Below are 17,933 nucleotides of genomic sequence, written 5' to 3'. Positions count from 1 at the left end.
CCATTATAATCCCAGATGTGCTTTCACACGATTTTGGGCTTCTAGTTTTGTTTCTTCTGGAACGATATTGTACCAAATGCCGTTTACCCGTTGATTGTCACCTTCAAGTGTATATTGTTCAATATTTTTAAGGGATGATTTGTAGTTATTTTGGATACTTAACATTTCATTGAAACTTAAATTAGTTTCCACGTTTTTACCTAGAGCTTCGAATATATCGTCATAATTGGTAAGAGTTGAAAGGCTTGCCCCTTTTTTCATGACAGCTTGGATAACTTGGCGTTGCCGCATTTGCCGTCCATAATCCCCGCGGGGATCTTCTTTACGGATCCGGGAATAAATCAAGGCCTCTTTACCATTTAAGTCGATTGTGCCTTTGTTGAAGGTATATCCTTTATAGGCAAGGTCCATATCATTATCGACTGTGACACCACCAACAGAATTCACAATATCCTGAAAGCCTTCCATATTCATTTTGACGTAATAATCAATCGGAATATCCAAATAGGCTTCCACTGTATTTATAGACATGGCAATTCCGCCATATGCATAGGCATGGTTCATTTTATCGGTTGTACCTTTACCGATGATCTCCGTACGGGTATCTCTCGGTAAACTCAATAACTCAATCGATTCCTTTTTAGGATTAACCGTCATGACAATCATCGTATCTGATCGACCTGAGTCATTCTTTCTTTCATCCACACCAAGAATTAGTAATGAAAATGGATCTTTGTTTTTGAACTTGATGTCCTCTACTCGCTTATCCGTTTTATGGGCTGTACCCTGCATGGTGCTGATTGCACCGGCCAATGATTGATAAACGGAAGCGCCATAAATACCTGCGCCAATGAAAAGGATAAGAAGGGTGAAGCCGATTATTTTAAACGTTTTGCGTTTCTTTTTCTTTTTTTTATGTTCGGATCTCATCTAATATTCCTCCCTTAACCATTCCAAAAATGGAAGGTGTGAAAAAGTACCTAGTCGGTATTTTTAACTATACCTTTTTTTTGTCAAAAATAGAATAGTTTCTTTTTGTACTTAGAGTGCATATTTACCTTTTTTCATCCAAAAAAACGAAGGATTCTAGAGAAACCGAATTCCTTCGTTGGCAAATCGTTCGAATGTTTTGTAAATTCTATAGTCCAGAGATAGATAAACTATGATACTTTTGCATGAAATTGCCAGACTTTAAGAGGAAAGTCTGGCAAGAAAATCTTATAAACTTCTATAACCGATGAATTTACTTTTGAAATAAGAGTTTGAAGTGGCACTGATTGTTACTCCCTTACTTGATGAGGCATGAATGAATTCCCCGCCGCCCAAGTAGATTCCCATATGGTTTACCACTGATTTATTGGAACCAGTTGCAAAGAAGATAAGATCGCCGGCTTTCGGTGAAGTAACTTTTTTACCCATATCATAATATGTGGAAGATGAAAGCCTCGGAATATCATACCCAGCTTTCTTGAACGTATAGTAAATAAATCCGCTGCAATCGAAACCTGATGGGGAGGCACCCGCCCACGAATAAGGTGTACCAATTAACTTCTTTGCTTCGGAAACGAGCTTGGCCACTTTGTTCCCCGAACTTGGTGCTTCCACTTTTCCAACATCGTTATTATCTGCAGTGCTTGCCGATTTACTTAATTTTAGTTTTTGACCCACTCTGATTAGATCGGACTTTAACGAGTTGATTGATTTAAGCTGGGCTACAGACAAGTTAGTTTCCTTGGAAATCTTAGAAAGGGTATCACCTTTTACCACTATGTATATAGACGAATTGGCTGGGGTCTGTGTCACATTGGATGGTTTGGAGCTGCCTGGTAAATCAATGGTGGTGGTGGTGGTTGATTTAGATACGATAAGTTTGGCGCCTGCATAAATTCTATCGGATTTTAAGTTATTCATTTTCATCAATTCAGCAAGTGTAAGGTTATGCTTGTTTGCTATCCTTGTTAAGGTATCACCTGAAACAATGGTATATGTGGTTTTATTTGTTTTTTTCACGGAAACAGAAGAAGCATTTGATGTTGTTGTGGAGTTGGGTGTAATTAATTTCTGATTGATTCTCAAAAAGTCTGATTTTAAGTTATTAAGCTGTTTTAAGTCTTTTACCGTCGTATTATGCTTCTGGGCGATTTTACTTAAGTTATCACCGCTTTTAACTGTATATGTACCGGCAAGGGCAGGAGAAACAAAAGTCGAAGATAAAATGGCTAATGTCGAAAATGCGACAACACTTTTTTTCACGGTTTTCCACCTCAAATATGTCTTTTTCCCTATTCTAACAAATTATTTGGGAATAAACATATTACATTTTTGTTACATGGGGAAAATAGTATTATTTTACTGGTTTATATTGGTGGAGGTTGAGTATTGTAATCTACAATATTTTCTATATTGTGAGTCTTTTTTCACATTTTGGATTTTTGTGTTTTCGTTTGTCATTTGCTGTAAAACTATACCTGTTTTTAAGGTATGCATGAAAAAAATGAAAACCCACTTCGTTTTCGAAGTGGGTGGTTTTATTTAAAAAGGAAATCAACTAAATCCCTGCTTGAATTTCCCGTGGAGTATTCATTCCATTTTTGGTTAAAGGAAGCGATCTTCATTAATGAATGATCGGCGGTACGGATTTCCCTTAAGAGCTCTTCTGTGGTAGATACCACGGGTCCGGGCATGGAAGAAGAGTAGTCCTCCCAGAACCCCCGTTCCTGCACATACTTTTCTAAGTCATATGCAAAGAATATCATGGGTCTTCCCAAAAAAGAGAATTCAAATGGTATCGATGAGTAATCGGTAATTAAAAGATCCGTACTGATCAGCAGTTGATTAACGTGAAATTCACTAATTACAGGGTAAATGAATCCCGGGAATTTCTCTTGTAAATCATGCTCTGCTTTTACAGCTGGATGCAGTTTCAGTAATAACGCATAATTTTCATCCTGAAGTTCCTTGAAGAGCAATTCCAAATCAAGTGCAATCTCTCCGTCGTTCAAGCCGTCATTACGAAATGTAGGGGCATATAACATGATTTTCTTATGCTCAAGTTCCGGATACTTGGCCAGTAAAGCATTACGGGCAGTTCTTTTTGATTCATCATTAAAGAAGAAGTCGGTCCGAGGTATTCCAGTCCTTAGAATATGGGATGCCGGCAGTTGAAAGCTTTCCTGATAAATCCCTGCCATTATTTCTGAACCTGCCGTAACATAATCAAATTTTTTATATACCTCTAAAAATCTTTTCCTTGCACCGGCTGAACGGTTTTGAATGGAAGGGTCCTTAGCCCCGAATTGCTTAACGGCACCTGCCGCATGCCACACTTGAACACATGTCACTTGCTTTTTGAATGCAATGGCTGAAAGAAAGCCAAAATAATTATCGATGATGATCCATTTTGATGTAGCCAGATGATAAATCGACCGGATCATGGCAATGATATTTTTTGATTCAAACGGAAGGACGATGGTTTCCCCATCGTCCCTAACTTGTATAGAACTGCTTGATTTCATTAAAAAAACTTTTTGAACGGAAATGTCCTGCTTGTCCATTTCATCTGCGATATATTGGCAATTGTCCCCGAATGATGTGACAAAGGTCGTTTTGTCATGTAAAGGGAAAAGCTTAAAGATAGAGAATAAAACTTTGAAACAAAAAAGATAAATCCCTATCGCGAATTCTTTAGCCATTAGTAACTTGTAAAAGGTCATCTTTAATTTGGGAAGTCGAAATGCCGATTGTCCTTGGAAGGTAGACCACTTCACAAACTTCGGATAATTCATCGAATTGGCCTTTCCAGTCATCACCCATTACAAAAATATCTACACCTTCACGAACGATGTCTTCCCTCTTTTGTTCCCAATTGTCTTCCGGTATAACTTCATCCACATAACGGATTGATTCAAGGATCATTTTTCTGTTTTCAAAGCTATGATAAGCTTTTTTATCTTTTAAAGCATTGAATTCATCCGTCGAAATGGCAACAATCAGATAATCTCCTAAATCTTTAGCGCGTTTTAATAGATTGATATGGCCCCAATGAAGCAAATCAAAGGTTCCGTAAGTGATTACTTTCTTCATTTGTATTCCTCCTTAAAGACTCTTAAACTGTTATTCAATCAAAATCATATATATATTTGGTCTATTGGAATATGAAATGGAACAATGAAACAGGCAGCTAGCATTTCAATTCTGCTTGTTTTATTCCTATATTTTATTAGGCAATGGCATTCTCTAATTAATTATAACTTAATAGCTTTACAAATAAACCACAATTTTTTTACAAATAAACCACAATTTTTTACATTGATGATTATTGTAAATATTAATTTTTAAGCTAAAATAAAATGTTGACTAATTTGTCTTACTCTGTAGGGCATAATAAAGTATCTATAGAAATGCATGGTTTATACTGAATGGTATTTGTTCTTAAAATGAACGATATGATAAGAAAATTTCATCTTGCTGCAATCAGAATAAGCCATTCACAATTTTAACACGTTTAGGAGAGAACAACTAGTGGAGCATCATAAATCCTTGTTAATGGTGAATGTGAAACGGCGGGAGGGGGCAAGTATAGGCCATCAATCTATCGCTATCGCTTCACATTTAATAGAAGTGCAAGTATAACAGTTGGCTGTTTTGAAAGCGTTCACTTTGATGTTTAGAAGACTTCTTTGCAATTAGAAACATGTTTTTGCTATTCCCTTTCCATTCTGGCAACATGGAAGAACGAGCATAGTTACGAAATGTTTTTAGTTTTAGTATGTTCATTTTCAGTCTCGAACTAACCAATATTGTCTTTTTTGTTTATCTGAGGAATTAGAGGTAATTTATGGACGAACACCTGTCTGTTTAATGATATTGAGGAAAAACCGAAAAAAGTTTATGATTTTAAAGTACAATGAATGATTCATTTTTATTTAAATAATAATTTGTTATAGGTGGTCTAAAATGATTAAAAAGCTTCTTGGAAAAGGGAAAGCAAAAAAAGCTCCTAAAATTAAGCTGAAACAAGTTCTGACCATTGTGCAAGAGGAAAATAAACTGTTGATAAAAGGGCAATTTTCAATAGAATATTATTGCGCAAAAGAACTATGGCTATATTCTAGGGATAATGAAGATCAAAAAATAAAAATAGCTGAATCAGTGAGCACATCTAAATTTGAGTTTAAAGTAGATATGAAAGATTTAATGCGGAAATTAGAAGATGTTGAACCGACTGTTTATGACTGTTACATAAAGGTTTCCGTTCCGGTTGAAAGACTGAGCAAAAAAACGATACTTAGTATCGAACATAAAGCCGAATATGTAGAAGTGAACGAACAGGTTCATATCGAATATCCAATTCGTCTCGGGCGTTTCCAGGAAACGCACGCGAACAATTTGAGTATCTACAAATATGAAGATAAACAAAGTATATTTTCTATAACGAATAAAGGGAATTTATCTCTTTACTTCAATACGGTCCCTAAAATTTCGATTAAGTCTCAAATTGAAAAAATTAAAAATAAGTCGAAAACCATGCAAATTAATGGTCAAATTTTCACCAAGCATTCAAGAATCATAAAAGGTGAGGGCCTTGTAAAAGGAAGGCAAAGTTCTAAAGAATATCACGCAAATATATCTTTTATTCATAATGAGGAAATGAATATTAAGAAATATGGACTTAATCGTTATATATATGATTTGAGATTGGATCTAGAACAATTAGTCAGTGCGGAATTGGAAGATGATGTATATGACATTTACATGAGACTACATTTACATGATCAGGAAGAGCCGAAAATGGTTCGCGTCGGAAGACCAACCACCAGAACTAAATTATTTACTAAAGAGACCGATGTCAGCTCGAATGATGGAGTGGCTATCGTCAATCCTTACTATACCTTTAAAGCATCCAATTTATCTTTGGAAGTGTTTAACTTCACTACAGAAAGTTATCGGTATCTAAAAAGGATGATGGGATGGAGGAGATTCCTGACTTTATTTAAAAAGAAAAAGGATGTCTGGCTAGTTGGGGAAAGAACGTATAAAGCCCAGGATACCGGATATCACTTTTTTAAATATATGAGGGAAAATCATCCGGAAAAAGAAGTGTATTATGTAATAGAGGAAAATTCCGTGGAAGCCAAGAACGTCGAGCCCTTTGGAAATGTACTTTATTTCAAGTCAAAGGATCATATTAAAAAGACGATGGAATCGACACGTATCATTTCATCACATCACCCGGATTATTTATATCCTTTGAGGACATCCGAATTTAAAAATCGTGTCAAGGGAGTTAAGGTTTTTCTTCAACATGGTGTTATGGGCACTAAGAATATGGTGGCAAACTACGGGAAAAATGCAGTCTCCGGTTTTAGTACGGATGTTTTTCTGGTAAGTTCAGACTTTGAAAAGGATATGATTGTAACTGATTTTGGTTACAACGAAAAAGAAGTATTCGCGACGGGACTTTCGAGGTTCGACTCGCTGTTTAAGGATGATGTTTCAACAAAGAGACAATTATTGATCATTCCAACATGGAGAGATTGGATTACTTCTGATGAAATATTTTTGGAAAGCGAGTATTTTGAAAGGTATCAGAAATTAGTGAATCACCCGGTATTACATGATTTATCTAAAAAAGATGGGTTTGAAATCATTTTTTGCCTTCACCCTAATATGCAGAAATTCACATCCTATTTTAAGGATGCCCCAGTTAGGGTAATTAGTCAGGGCGAAGTGGATGTCCAAAGATTAATCAAGGAAAGTGCGATTATGATCACGGACTATTCAAGTGTTGCTTTTGACTTTAGTTTTCTGCATAAACCGGTTATCTACTATCAATTTGATAGAGATCATTTCATAGGGAAAAGACCGTCACATTTGGATTTGGATAACGATCTTCCTGGTGAAATCGTGAATGAATTGGATGAATTATTGGGTGTATTAGCTGAATATGCCAATACTGATTTTGTCATGAAGAAGAAGTATATGGACAAGGCCAACCGTTTTATTAAATATCGCGATGTCCATTCTAATTCAAGGATATTCGAAGTGATTCAAAATGCAGAAAAAGATCAAAATTCACTAACTAAATTATATAACCACCCGATATCCAAACTCATTTTGAATCGGTTTAGGAAAAGTGATAAATATTTCCCTGTCATGAAAAAAGTTTATAAAATCATGTCCAGGGTTATCCCGGTTGACCGGAACCTTATTCTTTTTGAAAGTGGGATAGGGAAGCAATTCGCCGATAGCCCCAAGTATATCTATGAAGAACTGGTCAAAAGGGATAATAAATATAAAAAAGTTTGGGTGTATAATGGTAATTTACCGATAAAAGGAAAGAATACGAAGCTGATAAAACGCTTAAGTCCGGAATACTATTATTATTTAGCCAAAGCAGGCTATTGGATAAATAATCAAAACTTCCCTACCTATTTAAGCAAAAGGAAGGAAACGACTTATATTCAGACTTGGCATGGTACCCCTTTGAAAAAAATGCTATTTGATATAGACAATATTCAAGGAAGAGACGATGGGTACTTAAATCGAGTGCATGGTGCAACGAGAACTTGGGATTATTTAATATCCCCAAGTCCATACGCATCCACGGCCTTCAGAAGTGCTTTCAAATATGAAGGCGAAATATTGGAAACGGGGTATCCAAGAAATGATTTGTTTTACAGGGAAGATTCTTCAATAATCGCCAAGTCGGTGATGGAAAAACTGAAGATACCAAAAGGAAAAAAAGTCATCTTATATGCTCCTACATTCCGGGATAATCAAACATCGAAAAACAATAAATTTATTTTCGAGCTGAAATTTGATTTGGAAAGAATGAAGGAAGAACTAGGGGATGAATATATCCTGTTATTAAGGATGCATGTTGTTATCAGTAATAATCTCAGCATCCCGAGCGAATTTGAGGATTTTGTGATAAACGTATCCAATTATTCAGATATTCAGGAACTTTACCTGATTTCCGATATATTGATTACGGATTATTCTTCAGTAATGTTCGATTTCGCTAATACCGCTCGGCCGATTTTGTATTACACGTATGATCTGGAAGATTATAGAGATAACATCCGTGGATTCTATATGGATTTTGAAAAGGAAGCACCTGGTCCATTTTTAAAAACAACCGAGGATATTATTGAAACTATTACCAATATTGATAAAATAAACATGCAATATAATGAGAGATATGGTTTATTTAGAGAGAAGTATTGTGGAATAGAAGACGGTAAAGCTACACAGAGAATCGTGGATAAATTTTTTAATGATTGATTCCTTTAATAAAGGGTATTGTTGCTTAAGTAACTGGTGAATTTGGCTGCCCAAGTCGAAACGTCTATGTTACCTCTAGACATAAAAGGAGAGAGGAATCGTATGAATTTCTTGGTACGTCAAAAAGCGAGGGAACTTTTAAAGAGCGGTAATATTCAATTTAAAAACAGCCCTGTAAGCTTAAGAAATAAATTTTTAGGAAAAGGAAAAAAAGTCACGGTAGTCACTGCAGCATACAATGCTGAAAAATTCATCAGGAAAACGATCGAATCAGTGATCAATCAAACCATGGGCATAGATCAGATTGAATATATCATCATTGATGATTGTTCGACTGATGGTACCAATAAAATCATTCAAGAGTATACGGCTAAATATAAAAATATCTGTTCCGTTACCCTTCAAGAAAACAATGGGTCACCTGGGACCCCGAGGAACATAGGAATAGAATTGGGGACATCCAAATATATCACATTTTTAGACGCGGATGACTGGCTTGCCCATGATGGACTGGAAAGCCTCTATAACATCCTGGAGGAAACCGGTGATGATTATGTAGTGGGCAAAACGGTAAAAGTCGAATCTGAGTCAGAGAGTGTGATCGGGGAGTTTGCCTCCATTAAAGAAAGAAGAAGCATCACCCCGATGGATGTACCGCACTTTTTTTATCATATGGGTCCAACGGCCAGGATGATGAATCTGCATATGGTTAAAGAAAATGAAATTGGTTTTCCGAATATGAAATTCGGTGAAGATAAATGGTTTTTTACTGATGTTTTCTTTAAAGTTAGAGCTGTATCAACTACTAAAAAACCTATTTATTATGTCAATAGGACTTCGGAGAACTCATCTTCTTTAACACGTGTAACGAATATGTTAGAAAAAAGAAAAGCCGATGTTGACATAATAAAGTATATTCAATCCAAGGATATGGCCGTTGAATTGAAAAAGGTGGCTCTTAACCGGATTTATGAGTACGACATTGTAAAATCGTTCGACAGTCAAACCTTTGTGAAATCCAAGAATAAAGAGGATTTTATTGAACAATTAGGGGAAGCTGTCGAAACTGCGAAAAACTTATCATATGACTTCAAGAATGAATTCAAAGTACCTATTTATAAAGTGGCACTTGAATTATTCATGGAGAATCGTATTGACGATTTCATAAAGTTGTTTGAATGGTTAAAGCGAGATTCCAATAAAAAATATCATATAAAAGATGGTTTACCTTATTATGAACTTCCATTTCTGAAAGACGAATATCGCTTTGTCAGGATACCGATGCTTGCCCGTGCACTGGATTCATATATTATGGATAATGTCTACCACCAAAGTTTTGAGATTTATGGTGATGATATAGACAACATAGATTCTGTATTGATACGTGATAGGACAAGAATTGACAATGAAATCAATTGCGGAGTTCAAATAGAAGGTAATAGAGGCCATTTCACTGTTTCATTAGATGAAATTGATAAAATGGAAAAGTCGTTATTTACGGTGTTCATTCGCTACAATGATTATCAATTGGTGAATATTAAAAGGATCCTGAAAAATAAGATGACGTATAATAAGAAAAATGTGGAGTTTTATACAACAGTGGCAAATAATTTGGGACTGGCAATAAAGTCTTTGGAGTAGCTGTTAGGAGTACACCAAAAATAAGCTCTCCCTTCTATTGGGCGAGCTTATTTTTCATTCGATTTATTAGCATGGTTCCATTATCATTAATCAATAAAAAGGGAGATCGGATATGTCAAATGAAAAAGTACAAACCTCAAAGAGACCTTCCTTTCTATCGCAAGTTAAAAATAAGGCTAAAGCAATTTTTTTAAGAGGATATAAAATGGCTTTTGCAATGGCGGGCACAGTATTGCCGGTGGACCGGAAGCTTGTTATTTTCGAAAGCTTTTTGGGCAAGCAGTATAGCTGCAATCCCCGGGCGATTTATGAATACTTGCAGAGTCACCATCCTGAATATAAAATGTATTGGAGCGTGGATAAAAGATATACAGCTCATTTCGAAGAGGCAGGCATCCCATATCTCAATCGTTTTTCATTTAGTTGGCTGCTCAAAATGACAAGGGCCCATTATTGGGTAACGAACAGCAGGCTCCCGCTTTGGATTCCCAAGCCGAAGCACACGATCTATTTGCAAACGTGGCATGGTACTCCATTAAAGAAACTTGCGGCGGATATGAATGAAGTTCATATGCCTGGAACAACGACGGATAAATATAAAGAAAATTTCCATGCCGAATCAAGTAAATGGGATTATTTAATTTCACCGAATGCTTATTCCAGTGAAATTTTTGCCAGGGCCTTCAATGTCGATACTTCCAAAATTCTGGAAACTGGTTATCCTCGTAATGATATACTTTACAATGGGGATAATCGTGATACAATCGACTCATTGAAACAGAAGTTGGGTATACCAATAGAGAAAAGGATCGTTTTATATGCCCCGACTTGGAGGGACGATGAGTTCTATAGCAAGGGAAAATATAAGTTTGAAATAAAGCTGGATCTGGATCGAATGAAACGGGAATTGGGGGAGGAGTATGTCATTTTGCTCCGTCTTCATTACTTGGTTTCAGAGAATTTGGATTTATCGGCGTATCATGGATTCGCCTATGATTTATCCGGTTACGAGGATATCAGCCATTTGTATCTTATTTCAGATTTATTAATAACTGATTATTCATCCGTATTCTTTGATTACGCAAATTTACAGCGTCCAATGCTTTTCTATGTATATGATATTGAAAATTACAGGGACAAGCTTCGCGGGTTTTACTTTGACTTTGAAAAGAATGCACCTGGTTTGTTAGTCAAAACATCTGATGCGGTCATTGATAGTATCAAGACGGTGAAATACAAAAATACCAATGATATCAATCATTTTCACGAGCGGTTTTGTGCACTCGAGGATGGCCAGGCTTCACGCCGTGTCGTAGAAAAAGTGTTTTTAGGAAGGTCTGTGTAATTTATGAGTTCAGCTTTGACCGTTTTAAAAGAACAAATCAATAGTTTTTATTTGGTAAGGCGTTTATCTGTTTATGAAGTGAAAAGTGCCAACAGCAATAACTACCTGGGAATCCTATGGGAAATCATCAATCCAATGATACAGATTGCGATTTATTGGTTTGTATTCGGATTTATAATCTTAAATCGCGGTGAAAATTTCCTTCCATGGCTTATGGCAGGGATCGTTGTCTGGTTTTTTGTGAATCCTTCAATAACTCAAACGTCCAAATCCGTCTTTTCCCGACTGAATATGGTATCCAAGATGAGCTTTCCGATGAGTGTCATCCCATCGTATGTCATCTTTGCCAAGTTGTATCAGCATTTAATGCTGCTGGGAGTCATCATCATCCTATTAGGTTTTACTGGATACCTCCCAACAGTCTATATCTTGCAGCTGCCGTATTATATTGTTGCGACGGTCTTGCTGTTATTTTCGTTTGGGTTAATCTCTTCAACATTATCAACCATCATTCGTGACGTTCATAATATAATCGTGTCCTTAATGAAAGTCTTGTTTTATTTAACACCAATCCTTTGGGTAATGGATGCTAAGGACCATCCTGTCATAGTCAACATCATGAAGCTGAATCCCCTATATTATATTGTGGAGGGGTATCGAGCATCATTGTTGGGGGAATCATGGTATCTAATAGAGCATTGGGAATATACGCTTTATTTCTGGGCAGTCGTTATCATCTTGTTTTTGATAGGCTCCTCGCTGCATGTCAGGTTTAGAGATCGCTTTGTTGACTTTAAGTAAACTGGAAGTGAGAAAAGTTGGAAAAATCGGTAATAGTCAAAGATATAACGAAAAAATATAAATTATATAATAAAAACTCGGAAAAATTATTGGATCTCCTTTTGCCCAAAAGCTATGGGGAAGAGTATTTTGCTCTGAGGAATGTAAGTTTTGAAGCTGAAAAGGGCGATGTAATAGGATTTGTCGGGGTCAACGGATCAGGGAAATCCACATTGTCCAATATTATTGCAGGCATTATCCCGCCAACGGACGGAAATGTCCAAACTAACGGGAAAACAGCTTTGATTGCCGTTGCATCGGGACTGAATAACCAGTTGACGGGCAGAGAAAATATCGAACTGAAAATGCTGATGCTCGGATTCGACAAAAATCAGATCAAAGAACTTGAGCCCGAGATCATCGAGTTTTCAGAGCTTGGCAAGTTCATTGACCAACCGGTGAAATCCTACTCAAGCGGCATGAAATCCAGGCTTGGTTTTTCCATTTCCGTGCATATCGATCCAGATATCCTGATTATTGATGAAGCCTTATCAGTCGGGGATAAAAACTTTGCTGAAAAGTGTTTGGAGAAAATGAACGAATTTAAGGAAAAAGGCAAAACGATGTTCTTTGTCAGCCATTCAATCGGTCAGATGAAGAAATTTTGCCAAAAGGCTTTATGGCTTGAATATGGAGAGTTAAAGGCATACGGTGCCATGAACGAAGTAATGCCGCAATATGAAGCATTCTTAAAAGAATATAACGCCATGTCTAAACAAGAGCAGAAAAAATACCGTGAAGAACAAATGAAAAGGCGTAGTTCCGCAATGGTATGAAAGTGAAAAGCAGACCCGGGGTTCGGGTCTGCTTTTTTTAGTTGAGCACTTCATCATAAGCTTTCTCAAATCGCTCGGCAGCTGAAAGGTGGGAGTATTCGCTTTCCATTTTATATCTTGCTTTCGCAGCTAACTTTGTTGCATATTCAACGTCTTTAAGCAGAATGGAGATGGCTTGTGCCAGTGCTTCCTTATTTTTTTCCTCCACTAACAGACCATCTTCACCATCAATGAGAATTTCCTTTAAACCTCCGATTGCGCTTGCAATCACGGGTGAGCGGCAACTCATCGCTTCCAATGCAGAAATGGAAGTCGCTTCTTCCACCCCGTGGGAATGAACGCTAGGGATGAGTACGATGTCTGATGTTTCATAGAGATTATGCATTTTCTCGAATGGCACTGAGCCCAGGAAAAGTACGGAATCTGAAATTTTGAGCTTGGCTGCCGTTTCCTCAAGCCGGCTTCGCTGTTCCCCTGTACCTGCATAGACCAATACCGTTTCATGATGATTTTCCAGCACCTCCGGCAGAGCAAGGAGCGGGTAGATGACACCGTTCTTTTCCGTCATTCTTCTCGGAACGAAAATCATCTTTTTATGTAGGGGTATTTGAAAGTCCCGGCGGGTTTGCTCCCGCTTTGCCATTTCCGGTTTGAAAGCAGATACGTCAATGAAGTTCTTGATCGTATCCGCCTCTATATGTGCCAAATGATTTATATAGTCTTTGATCCTTCGATCGACCGTCACCACTTTTGCAGCTGACTGATAAGCTTTCCTTTCCAGCTCCCGAATGATCAAATCTTCTTCACTATCCGGAAGAAGGGCGCCCCTGCTGACTGCCTCGAATGAATAATACCCATGGACGGTTTGCACCGTTGGTATCCCGGATTCGATGGAGGCGAGCGTTGCGAAAATGTCTTGTGCATTAATGACATCATAGTTCTTTTTCAAGGCTTTAATAGATGAAGCCAATAATTTTTGGCGTTGCCGGTCATTGAAAAGCTGGCCGCTCCCCTGTTTTACTTTATTTAATAAAAATCCTGGAGCCTGGGCGAGCATCTTCCTCTTGAAAGGTGGCAATTGAGAGAAAGATAATATGTCCACATCATGGCCCCGCGACATTAAACCCTTTTTTAACGTAGTGATATGGCTCGATAGCCCTCCTTCATGAGGGTAGTTGAAAATGGTCGTGATTAAAATGTTCATAATGGCACTCCTTCTTCTAATGTATTACTTGGATGGCCTGATCCTTTTCACCGCTTGCAGGCTGCTTACTTTAAAAAGAATGGATAATGCGAGATATAATCCGAATACGATCAGCGAGATGATCACTAATTCCATGATGATGGGTAACGTCATGGTTAACGGATGGATCCAGAGAGCGAGTCCGTAAATGATGATTCCGATGATGGCAAGCTTGCTGCTTTCCTGAAAAACATCCGTGAAAGCGGCCTTGTCCGTTCTTTCTGTCTTTAGCCATAGGTAGCCGAAAAGGTAGAGAGATTGCAGGAGCATGGAAATGCCAGATGCTAAAGCGATTCCGCCGACGCCGAGATAACGTGATAGGACCCAGCTGAGCAGGACGTTAAGTAATACGGCAACCAGGCAGGAATACATAGCCACTTTCGTTTTCTTCAAGGCGTAGAAAGCGTTCATCAGATAATCCCGCAGTGCAAAGAACGGGAGGTAAGCTGAATAAAAGATGAATGCCCTATAAGTCACCTCGGTTGCTGAAGCATCGAAGGCCCCGCGCTGGAAAGCCAGAGTGATTAAGCTGTTTCCACTGATTAACATGACGACCATGAAAGGAATCGCCAAAAATAATAGCGACTTCACTCCCTTTAAGGTCAAATTAAGGAAAGATCGATAGCTTATAAGTGCACGCTCGACGATTGAAGGATACAATACGGTAATCAGAGGCGTGAGGACAATGCTTAATGGCAGCCACAGCAGGCGATTCGCATAGTTCAGTGCCGATACGCTCCCTGTTTCGAGCGAAGTCGCAATAATCCGATCGACGACACTATTCAACTGGATCGCCAAAGCGGCGATGATGATTGGATAAAAGGTGTACAGTGTTTGAACGATCTGCCTTTTATGGGGCAGGAAAGCGACGATGGGCCGGATTCCGTATTTCTTCAATGATGGGTATTGAATAAGGAACTGGCTTGCTGCACCGAATAAAAAGCCCCAAGCCAATCCTTCAATCCCAAACGGAGCAGCGAACAATACAGTGGCTGCTATAATGACCGTGTTTTGTGCAGTTGAAGTGAGTGCCGGCAGAATAAAACGCTTATTCGCATTCAGGACTCCCGTCGCCATGTATGAAAGCGTGAAAAATAGTAAACTTGGCAGCATGATCCGGGTAAGTGACTCCGTCAGGGCAAGCTCAGACTCAGAGAAACCCGGGGCTGTCAACATGACGAGCGGCTTTATGAAAATCATGCAGGCAATGGTCAGGACTCCGGCTACCAGCATAAAGAAAGAGCCTAAAACACTGATGAATTCATCAGCTTTCACCGGATTGTCTGCTTTCTTTTCCAAGTAAATCGGGATAACGCCGGCCTGAAGACCGCTGCCGAGAGCCGTAAAAAGAATGGTTGGTATGAGGCTTGCCACGAAAAAAACATCTGCCAATGATGATGCCCCGAAATAGGCGGCTATGATCGATTCCCGACCGAAACCGAGGACTTTTCCAATGGCTGCAATAATGGTGACGAGCCCGACCGATTTAATGACATGTGAAAGAGTAGGCATATTTTCAATCCTTTAAAATGATGTCCTTCTGTAAACAGATTCCCAAACAACTGTAAAATATCAGCGTAAACGTTTTATCTTCGAGAATATTGTAGAAAAGTCCTGCTAATAATGCGGCCAACATCAGGCAGATGGTAAACGCTGCTAAAGTGCCATTTCCCGATTCTAGGATTTTACGGCAGGTGAAAAAGATGAATGCAAGGAATGCAAGAAATCCCAGTACGCCAGTTTGGACCAGAATCTGGATATATTGATTATCGGTATACATCCTTTCACCAATTTGGTAATCCTGATAGATTGGTGAGGAATAGGAAAGTGTGGCAGAATCTCCGAAGGTTCCTAGCCCGGTACCGATTATCGGGTGATCTGTGAAAATTTCAATTCCTTTGATTAGGACATATAACCGGCCCCATTCCGTGCTTTGGTGCAGAGTTTTATCAGAGAACATCTCTGAAAAGCGATTGGAGAGGGCATGTTCGTGTTCAGGAGAGGGGGTGCTGCCAATTACCACATTTTCCATGGGAATCGATGCGGATACCTCCACTTTACTTGATGCAAATAAAACTGGGTAATAAATAAGAAGCAGGCCGAGACAAAGTGCTCCTACAGCATATTTGAGAAATGGTTTATTTCTAGTCCAGATCATAAAGACAAGCGCCGAGAACCCAAATGCTATCATCGTGCCCCGTGAATAGGTAAGCAATAATGTTCCGGAAAACAGGATGGCTGCCAGGAAGACGATCCATTTATATTTTTTCAGCGACTGAAATAGAAAGAAACTAAGGAATAACTGGATGCTTAAGTATAAGGCAAATACATTAGGATTGGCAGGTGCTCCATAAATCCTCATCCTGTTTATAGGAGAAAGATTCCACATTTCCCATGCATGGGGAAGCAGGACCGTACGTGAAAAGATTTTCTCCACGATGCCATGCAGGCAAAGTAAGACTGTAAATATTAGGATTACCTTTAAAAAGCGAAAGATATCCTTTCTTTCTAGATTTAATTCACCGATAATGTAAAGAAGCAAGAATGTAATAAGCAATGCACGGAGTTCAAATAGGATGGGGAGGATTCCCACTCCTGTTATGAGTGCAGCCCCGGCACCAATTAAACAAAACAACCAATATGGCGCAGTAAAATGATATTTCGAAAATTGCCATTCGTTCTTTTTGAATCTTTCAATAAGCAAAGAAATGAATAAGGTGAGAATGATCAGGTCACCTGTATAGGTTAAGCCGCTATTCAGTTCCATCAATAAGGGACGGGCAGGGAAATAAATGAATAGAATTAATAACAGGTTTTTTTTATTTATACCGATAAAAAAGAGCATCAGCGCCGTTGCCATGTAACCGGCGATAGGGTGAGGAACTGCCGATGGGACGAGCAGGCACAGTAATAGAATGGATAACGATTGCTTCTCTATAAACTTCAATTGATTAACCACCTTTGAATCAAAAATCACGTTCTATGATGTGTATGAAAAAATTTCTTGAATAATACCCCACCCTTTAGATGTATAGTACATATGAAAGGCTGAAGTGAAATGACAGAAAAGTTTGTTGAGATACTATCCATACCATTCATTGATAGCAATATGGACGAATTCATGAATGGAATGATCTATCCAAGATTGATGAATCAGGAAAAAACGTTTATCGTTACGGCAAATCCGGAAATAGTTGAGTATGCGAATGAACATCAGGATTATAAAGACATCATTATATCGGCTGATTACATCACTCCGGATGGCGTTGGTATTATTATGGCCTCTAAATGGCTAAATCAACCTTTACAAGAACGGATTACTGGATTCGATTTGATGAATGAATTATTTCGGGTCGCTGATGAAAAAGCGCTGAAGGTATACCTGCTTGGAGCAGAGGAAAGCGTGATTGAAGCGGCGGCCCTGAAAGTAAAAGAATCATATCCGGGTCTCGAGTTGGTGGGATACAACCATGGTTACATTGATATAAAGGATGATGCCCTGCCTAAGTCGATAGCGGATCTTGAACCTGACATCATTTTGACTGCATTAGGATTCCCTAGGCAGGAAAAATGGGTTTCCAAGCACTATGGGCTATTCAATAAGGGGTTATTCATGGGAGTTGGGGGAAGCTTTGATGTCCTTGCGGGAAAGGTGAACCGCGCCCCGGTTATCTGGCAAAAGATGCGTCTTGAATGGTTGTACCGACTGATCCAGCAACCCTCGCGCTGGAAACGGATGCTTGCGCTGCCAAGATTCGTTTTGAAGGTTAAGCGGTTAAGGAGAAGGGTGCAGCGTTCCTGA

The 17,933-nt window shown here is 38.6% G+C and carries 12 protein-coding genes and 1 pseudogene; 6 read left to right on the top strand and 7 right to left on the bottom strand.

Going from position 1 to position 17,933, the window contains the following annotated elements; genetic code table 11:
* Nucleotides 1-3: 3 nt before the first annotated feature.
* The 4 genes from ACQKFG_RS15530 to tagD all read right to left on the bottom strand — a co-directional run bounded on the left by ACQKFG_RS15530 (nt 4) and on the right by tagD (nt 4,083).
* Nucleotides 4-930, bottom strand: coding sequence for an LCP family protein (locus ACQKFG_RS15530; protein ID WP_192207208.1), 927 nt, complete (start codon nt 928-930; stop codon nt 4-6).
* 288 nt (nt 931-1,218) lie between these two features.
* Entirely contained in the window at nt 1,219-2,253 is a 1,035-nt protein-coding gene (locus tag ACQKFG_RS15525) for a LysM peptidoglycan-binding domain-containing protein (protein ID WP_192207206.1), read from the bottom strand.
* A 275-nt stretch (nt 2,254-2,528) separates the two neighbouring features.
* Nucleotides 2,529-3,692, bottom strand: coding sequence for a CDP-glycerol glycerophosphotransferase family protein (locus ACQKFG_RS15520; RefSeq protein WP_349728700.1), 1,164 nt, complete (start codon nt 3,690-3,692; stop codon nt 2,529-2,531).
* Nucleotides 3,685-4,083 (bottom strand): glycerol-3-phosphate cytidylyltransferase, encoded by a 399-nt coding sequence (gene tagD / locus ACQKFG_RS15515; protein ID WP_057278149.1) that lies wholly within the window; start codon nt 4,081-4,083, stop codon nt 3,685-3,687. Before tagD ends, ACQKFG_RS15520 begins: the two co-directional genes overlap by 8 nt.
* An 873-nt stretch (nt 4,084-4,956) precedes the next feature.
* On the opposite strand from tagD, the gene ACQKFG_RS15510 reads away from it, so the two are divergent.
* The 5 genes and pseudogenes from ACQKFG_RS15510 to tagH all read left to right on the top strand — a co-directional run bounded on the left by ACQKFG_RS15510 (nt 4,957) and on the right by tagH (nt 12,888).
* Entirely contained in the window at nt 4,957-8,286 is a 3,330-nt protein-coding gene (locus ACQKFG_RS15510; protein WP_427560405.1) for a CDP-glycerol glycerophosphotransferase family protein, read from the top strand.
* A 102-nt stretch (nt 8,287-8,388) separates the two neighbouring features.
* Entirely contained in the window at nt 8,389-9,927 is a 1,539-nt protein-coding gene (locus ACQKFG_RS15505) for a glycosyltransferase family 2 protein (RefSeq protein ID WP_427560402.1), read from the top strand.
* A 139-nt stretch (nt 9,928-10,066) separates the two neighbouring features.
* Nucleotides 10,067-11,272: pseudogene (locus ACQKFG_RS15500) on the top strand (CDP-glycerol glycerophosphotransferase family protein); the annotation flags it as partial.
* Between the two features lie 3 nt (nt 11,273-11,275).
* On the top strand, nt 11,276-12,073 hold the full coding sequence (locus ACQKFG_RS15495) for an ABC transporter permease (RefSeq protein WP_260286795.1): 798 nt from the start codon (nt 11,276-11,278) through the stop codon (nt 12,071-12,073).
* Nucleotides 12,074-12,090: 17 nt separating this feature from the next.
* The gene (gene tagH, locus ACQKFG_RS15490; RefSeq protein ID WP_192207194.1) at nt 12,091-12,888 is read left to right on the top strand and encodes a teichoic acids export ABC transporter ATP-binding subunit TagH; all 798 of its coding nucleotides are present in this window, start codon (nt 12,091-12,093) and stop codon (nt 12,886-12,888) included.
* A gap of 37 nt (nt 12,889-12,925) precedes the next feature.
* Here the strand turns inward: tagH and ACQKFG_RS15485 are convergent, their stop codons facing one another.
* The 3 genes from ACQKFG_RS15485 to ACQKFG_RS15475 are packed head-to-tail and all read right to left on the bottom strand — an operon-like array spanning nt 12,926 to nt 17,078.
* Complete coding sequence (locus ACQKFG_RS15485; protein WP_427560398.1) at nt 12,926-14,092, bottom strand: glycosyltransferase family 4 protein; 1,167 nt, start codon at nt 14,090-14,092, stop codon at nt 12,926-12,928.
* 24 nt (nt 14,093-14,116) lie between these two features.
* On the bottom strand, nt 14,117-15,643 hold the full coding sequence (gene murJ, locus ACQKFG_RS15480) for a murein biosynthesis integral membrane protein MurJ (RefSeq protein WP_427560395.1): 1,527 nt from the start codon (nt 15,641-15,643) through the stop codon (nt 14,117-14,119).
* A 4-nt stretch (nt 15,644-15,647) separates the two neighbouring features.
* Entirely contained in the window at nt 15,648-17,078 is a 1,431-nt protein-coding gene (locus tag ACQKFG_RS15475; protein WP_427560392.1) for an O-antigen ligase family protein, read from the bottom strand.
* A 111-nt stretch (nt 17,079-17,189) separates the two neighbouring features.
* Here ACQKFG_RS15475 and ACQKFG_RS15470 point away from each other — a divergent pair, with 111 nt between their 5' ends.
* Complete coding sequence (locus ACQKFG_RS15470) at nt 17,190-17,933, top strand: WecB/TagA/CpsF family glycosyltransferase (protein WP_427560389.1); 744 nt, start codon at nt 17,190-17,192, stop codon at nt 17,931-17,933.

This window comes from Peribacillus sp. NPDC076916 (assembly GCF_050269675.1).
Taxonomy (GTDB): domain Bacteria; phylum Bacillota; class Bacilli; order Bacillales; family DSM-1321; genus Peribacillus; species Peribacillus aracenensis.
This window is presented reverse-complemented; position numbering and strand designations above follow the sequence as displayed.

Coding starts and splice junctions, on each gene's coding strand:
- ACQKFG_RS15530 (WP_192207208.1), bottom strand. CDS start 930: ATGAGATCCGAACATAAAAAAAAGAAAAAGAAACGCAAAACGTTTAAA.
- ACQKFG_RS15520 (WP_349728700.1), bottom strand. CDS start 3,692: ATGGCTAAAGAATTCGCGATAGGGATTTATCTTTTTTGTTTCAAAGTT.
- tagD (WP_057278149.1), bottom strand. CDS start 4,083: ATGAAGAAAGTAATCACTTACGGAACCTTTGATTTGCTTCATTGGGGC.
- ACQKFG_RS15510 (WP_427560405.1), top strand. CDS start 4,957: ATGATTAAAAAGCTTCTTGGAAAAGGGAAAGCAAAAAAAGCTCCTAAA.
- ACQKFG_RS15505 (WP_427560402.1), top strand. CDS start 8,389: ATGAATTTCTTGGTACGTCAAAAAGCGAGGGAACTTTTAAAGAGCGGT.
- ACQKFG_RS15495 (WP_260286795.1), top strand. CDS start 11,276: ATGAGTTCAGCTTTGACCGTTTTAAAAGAACAAATCAATAGTTTTTAT.
- ACQKFG_RS15485 (WP_427560398.1), bottom strand. CDS start 14,092: ATGAACATTTTAATCACGACCATTTTCAACTACCCTCATGAAGGAGGG.
- murJ (WP_427560395.1), bottom strand. CDS start 15,643: ATGCCTACTCTTTCACATGTCATTAAATCGGTCGGGCTCGTCACCATT.
- ACQKFG_RS15470 (WP_427560389.1), top strand. CDS start 17,190: ATGACAGAAAAGTTTGTTGAGATACTATCCATACCATTCATTGATAGC.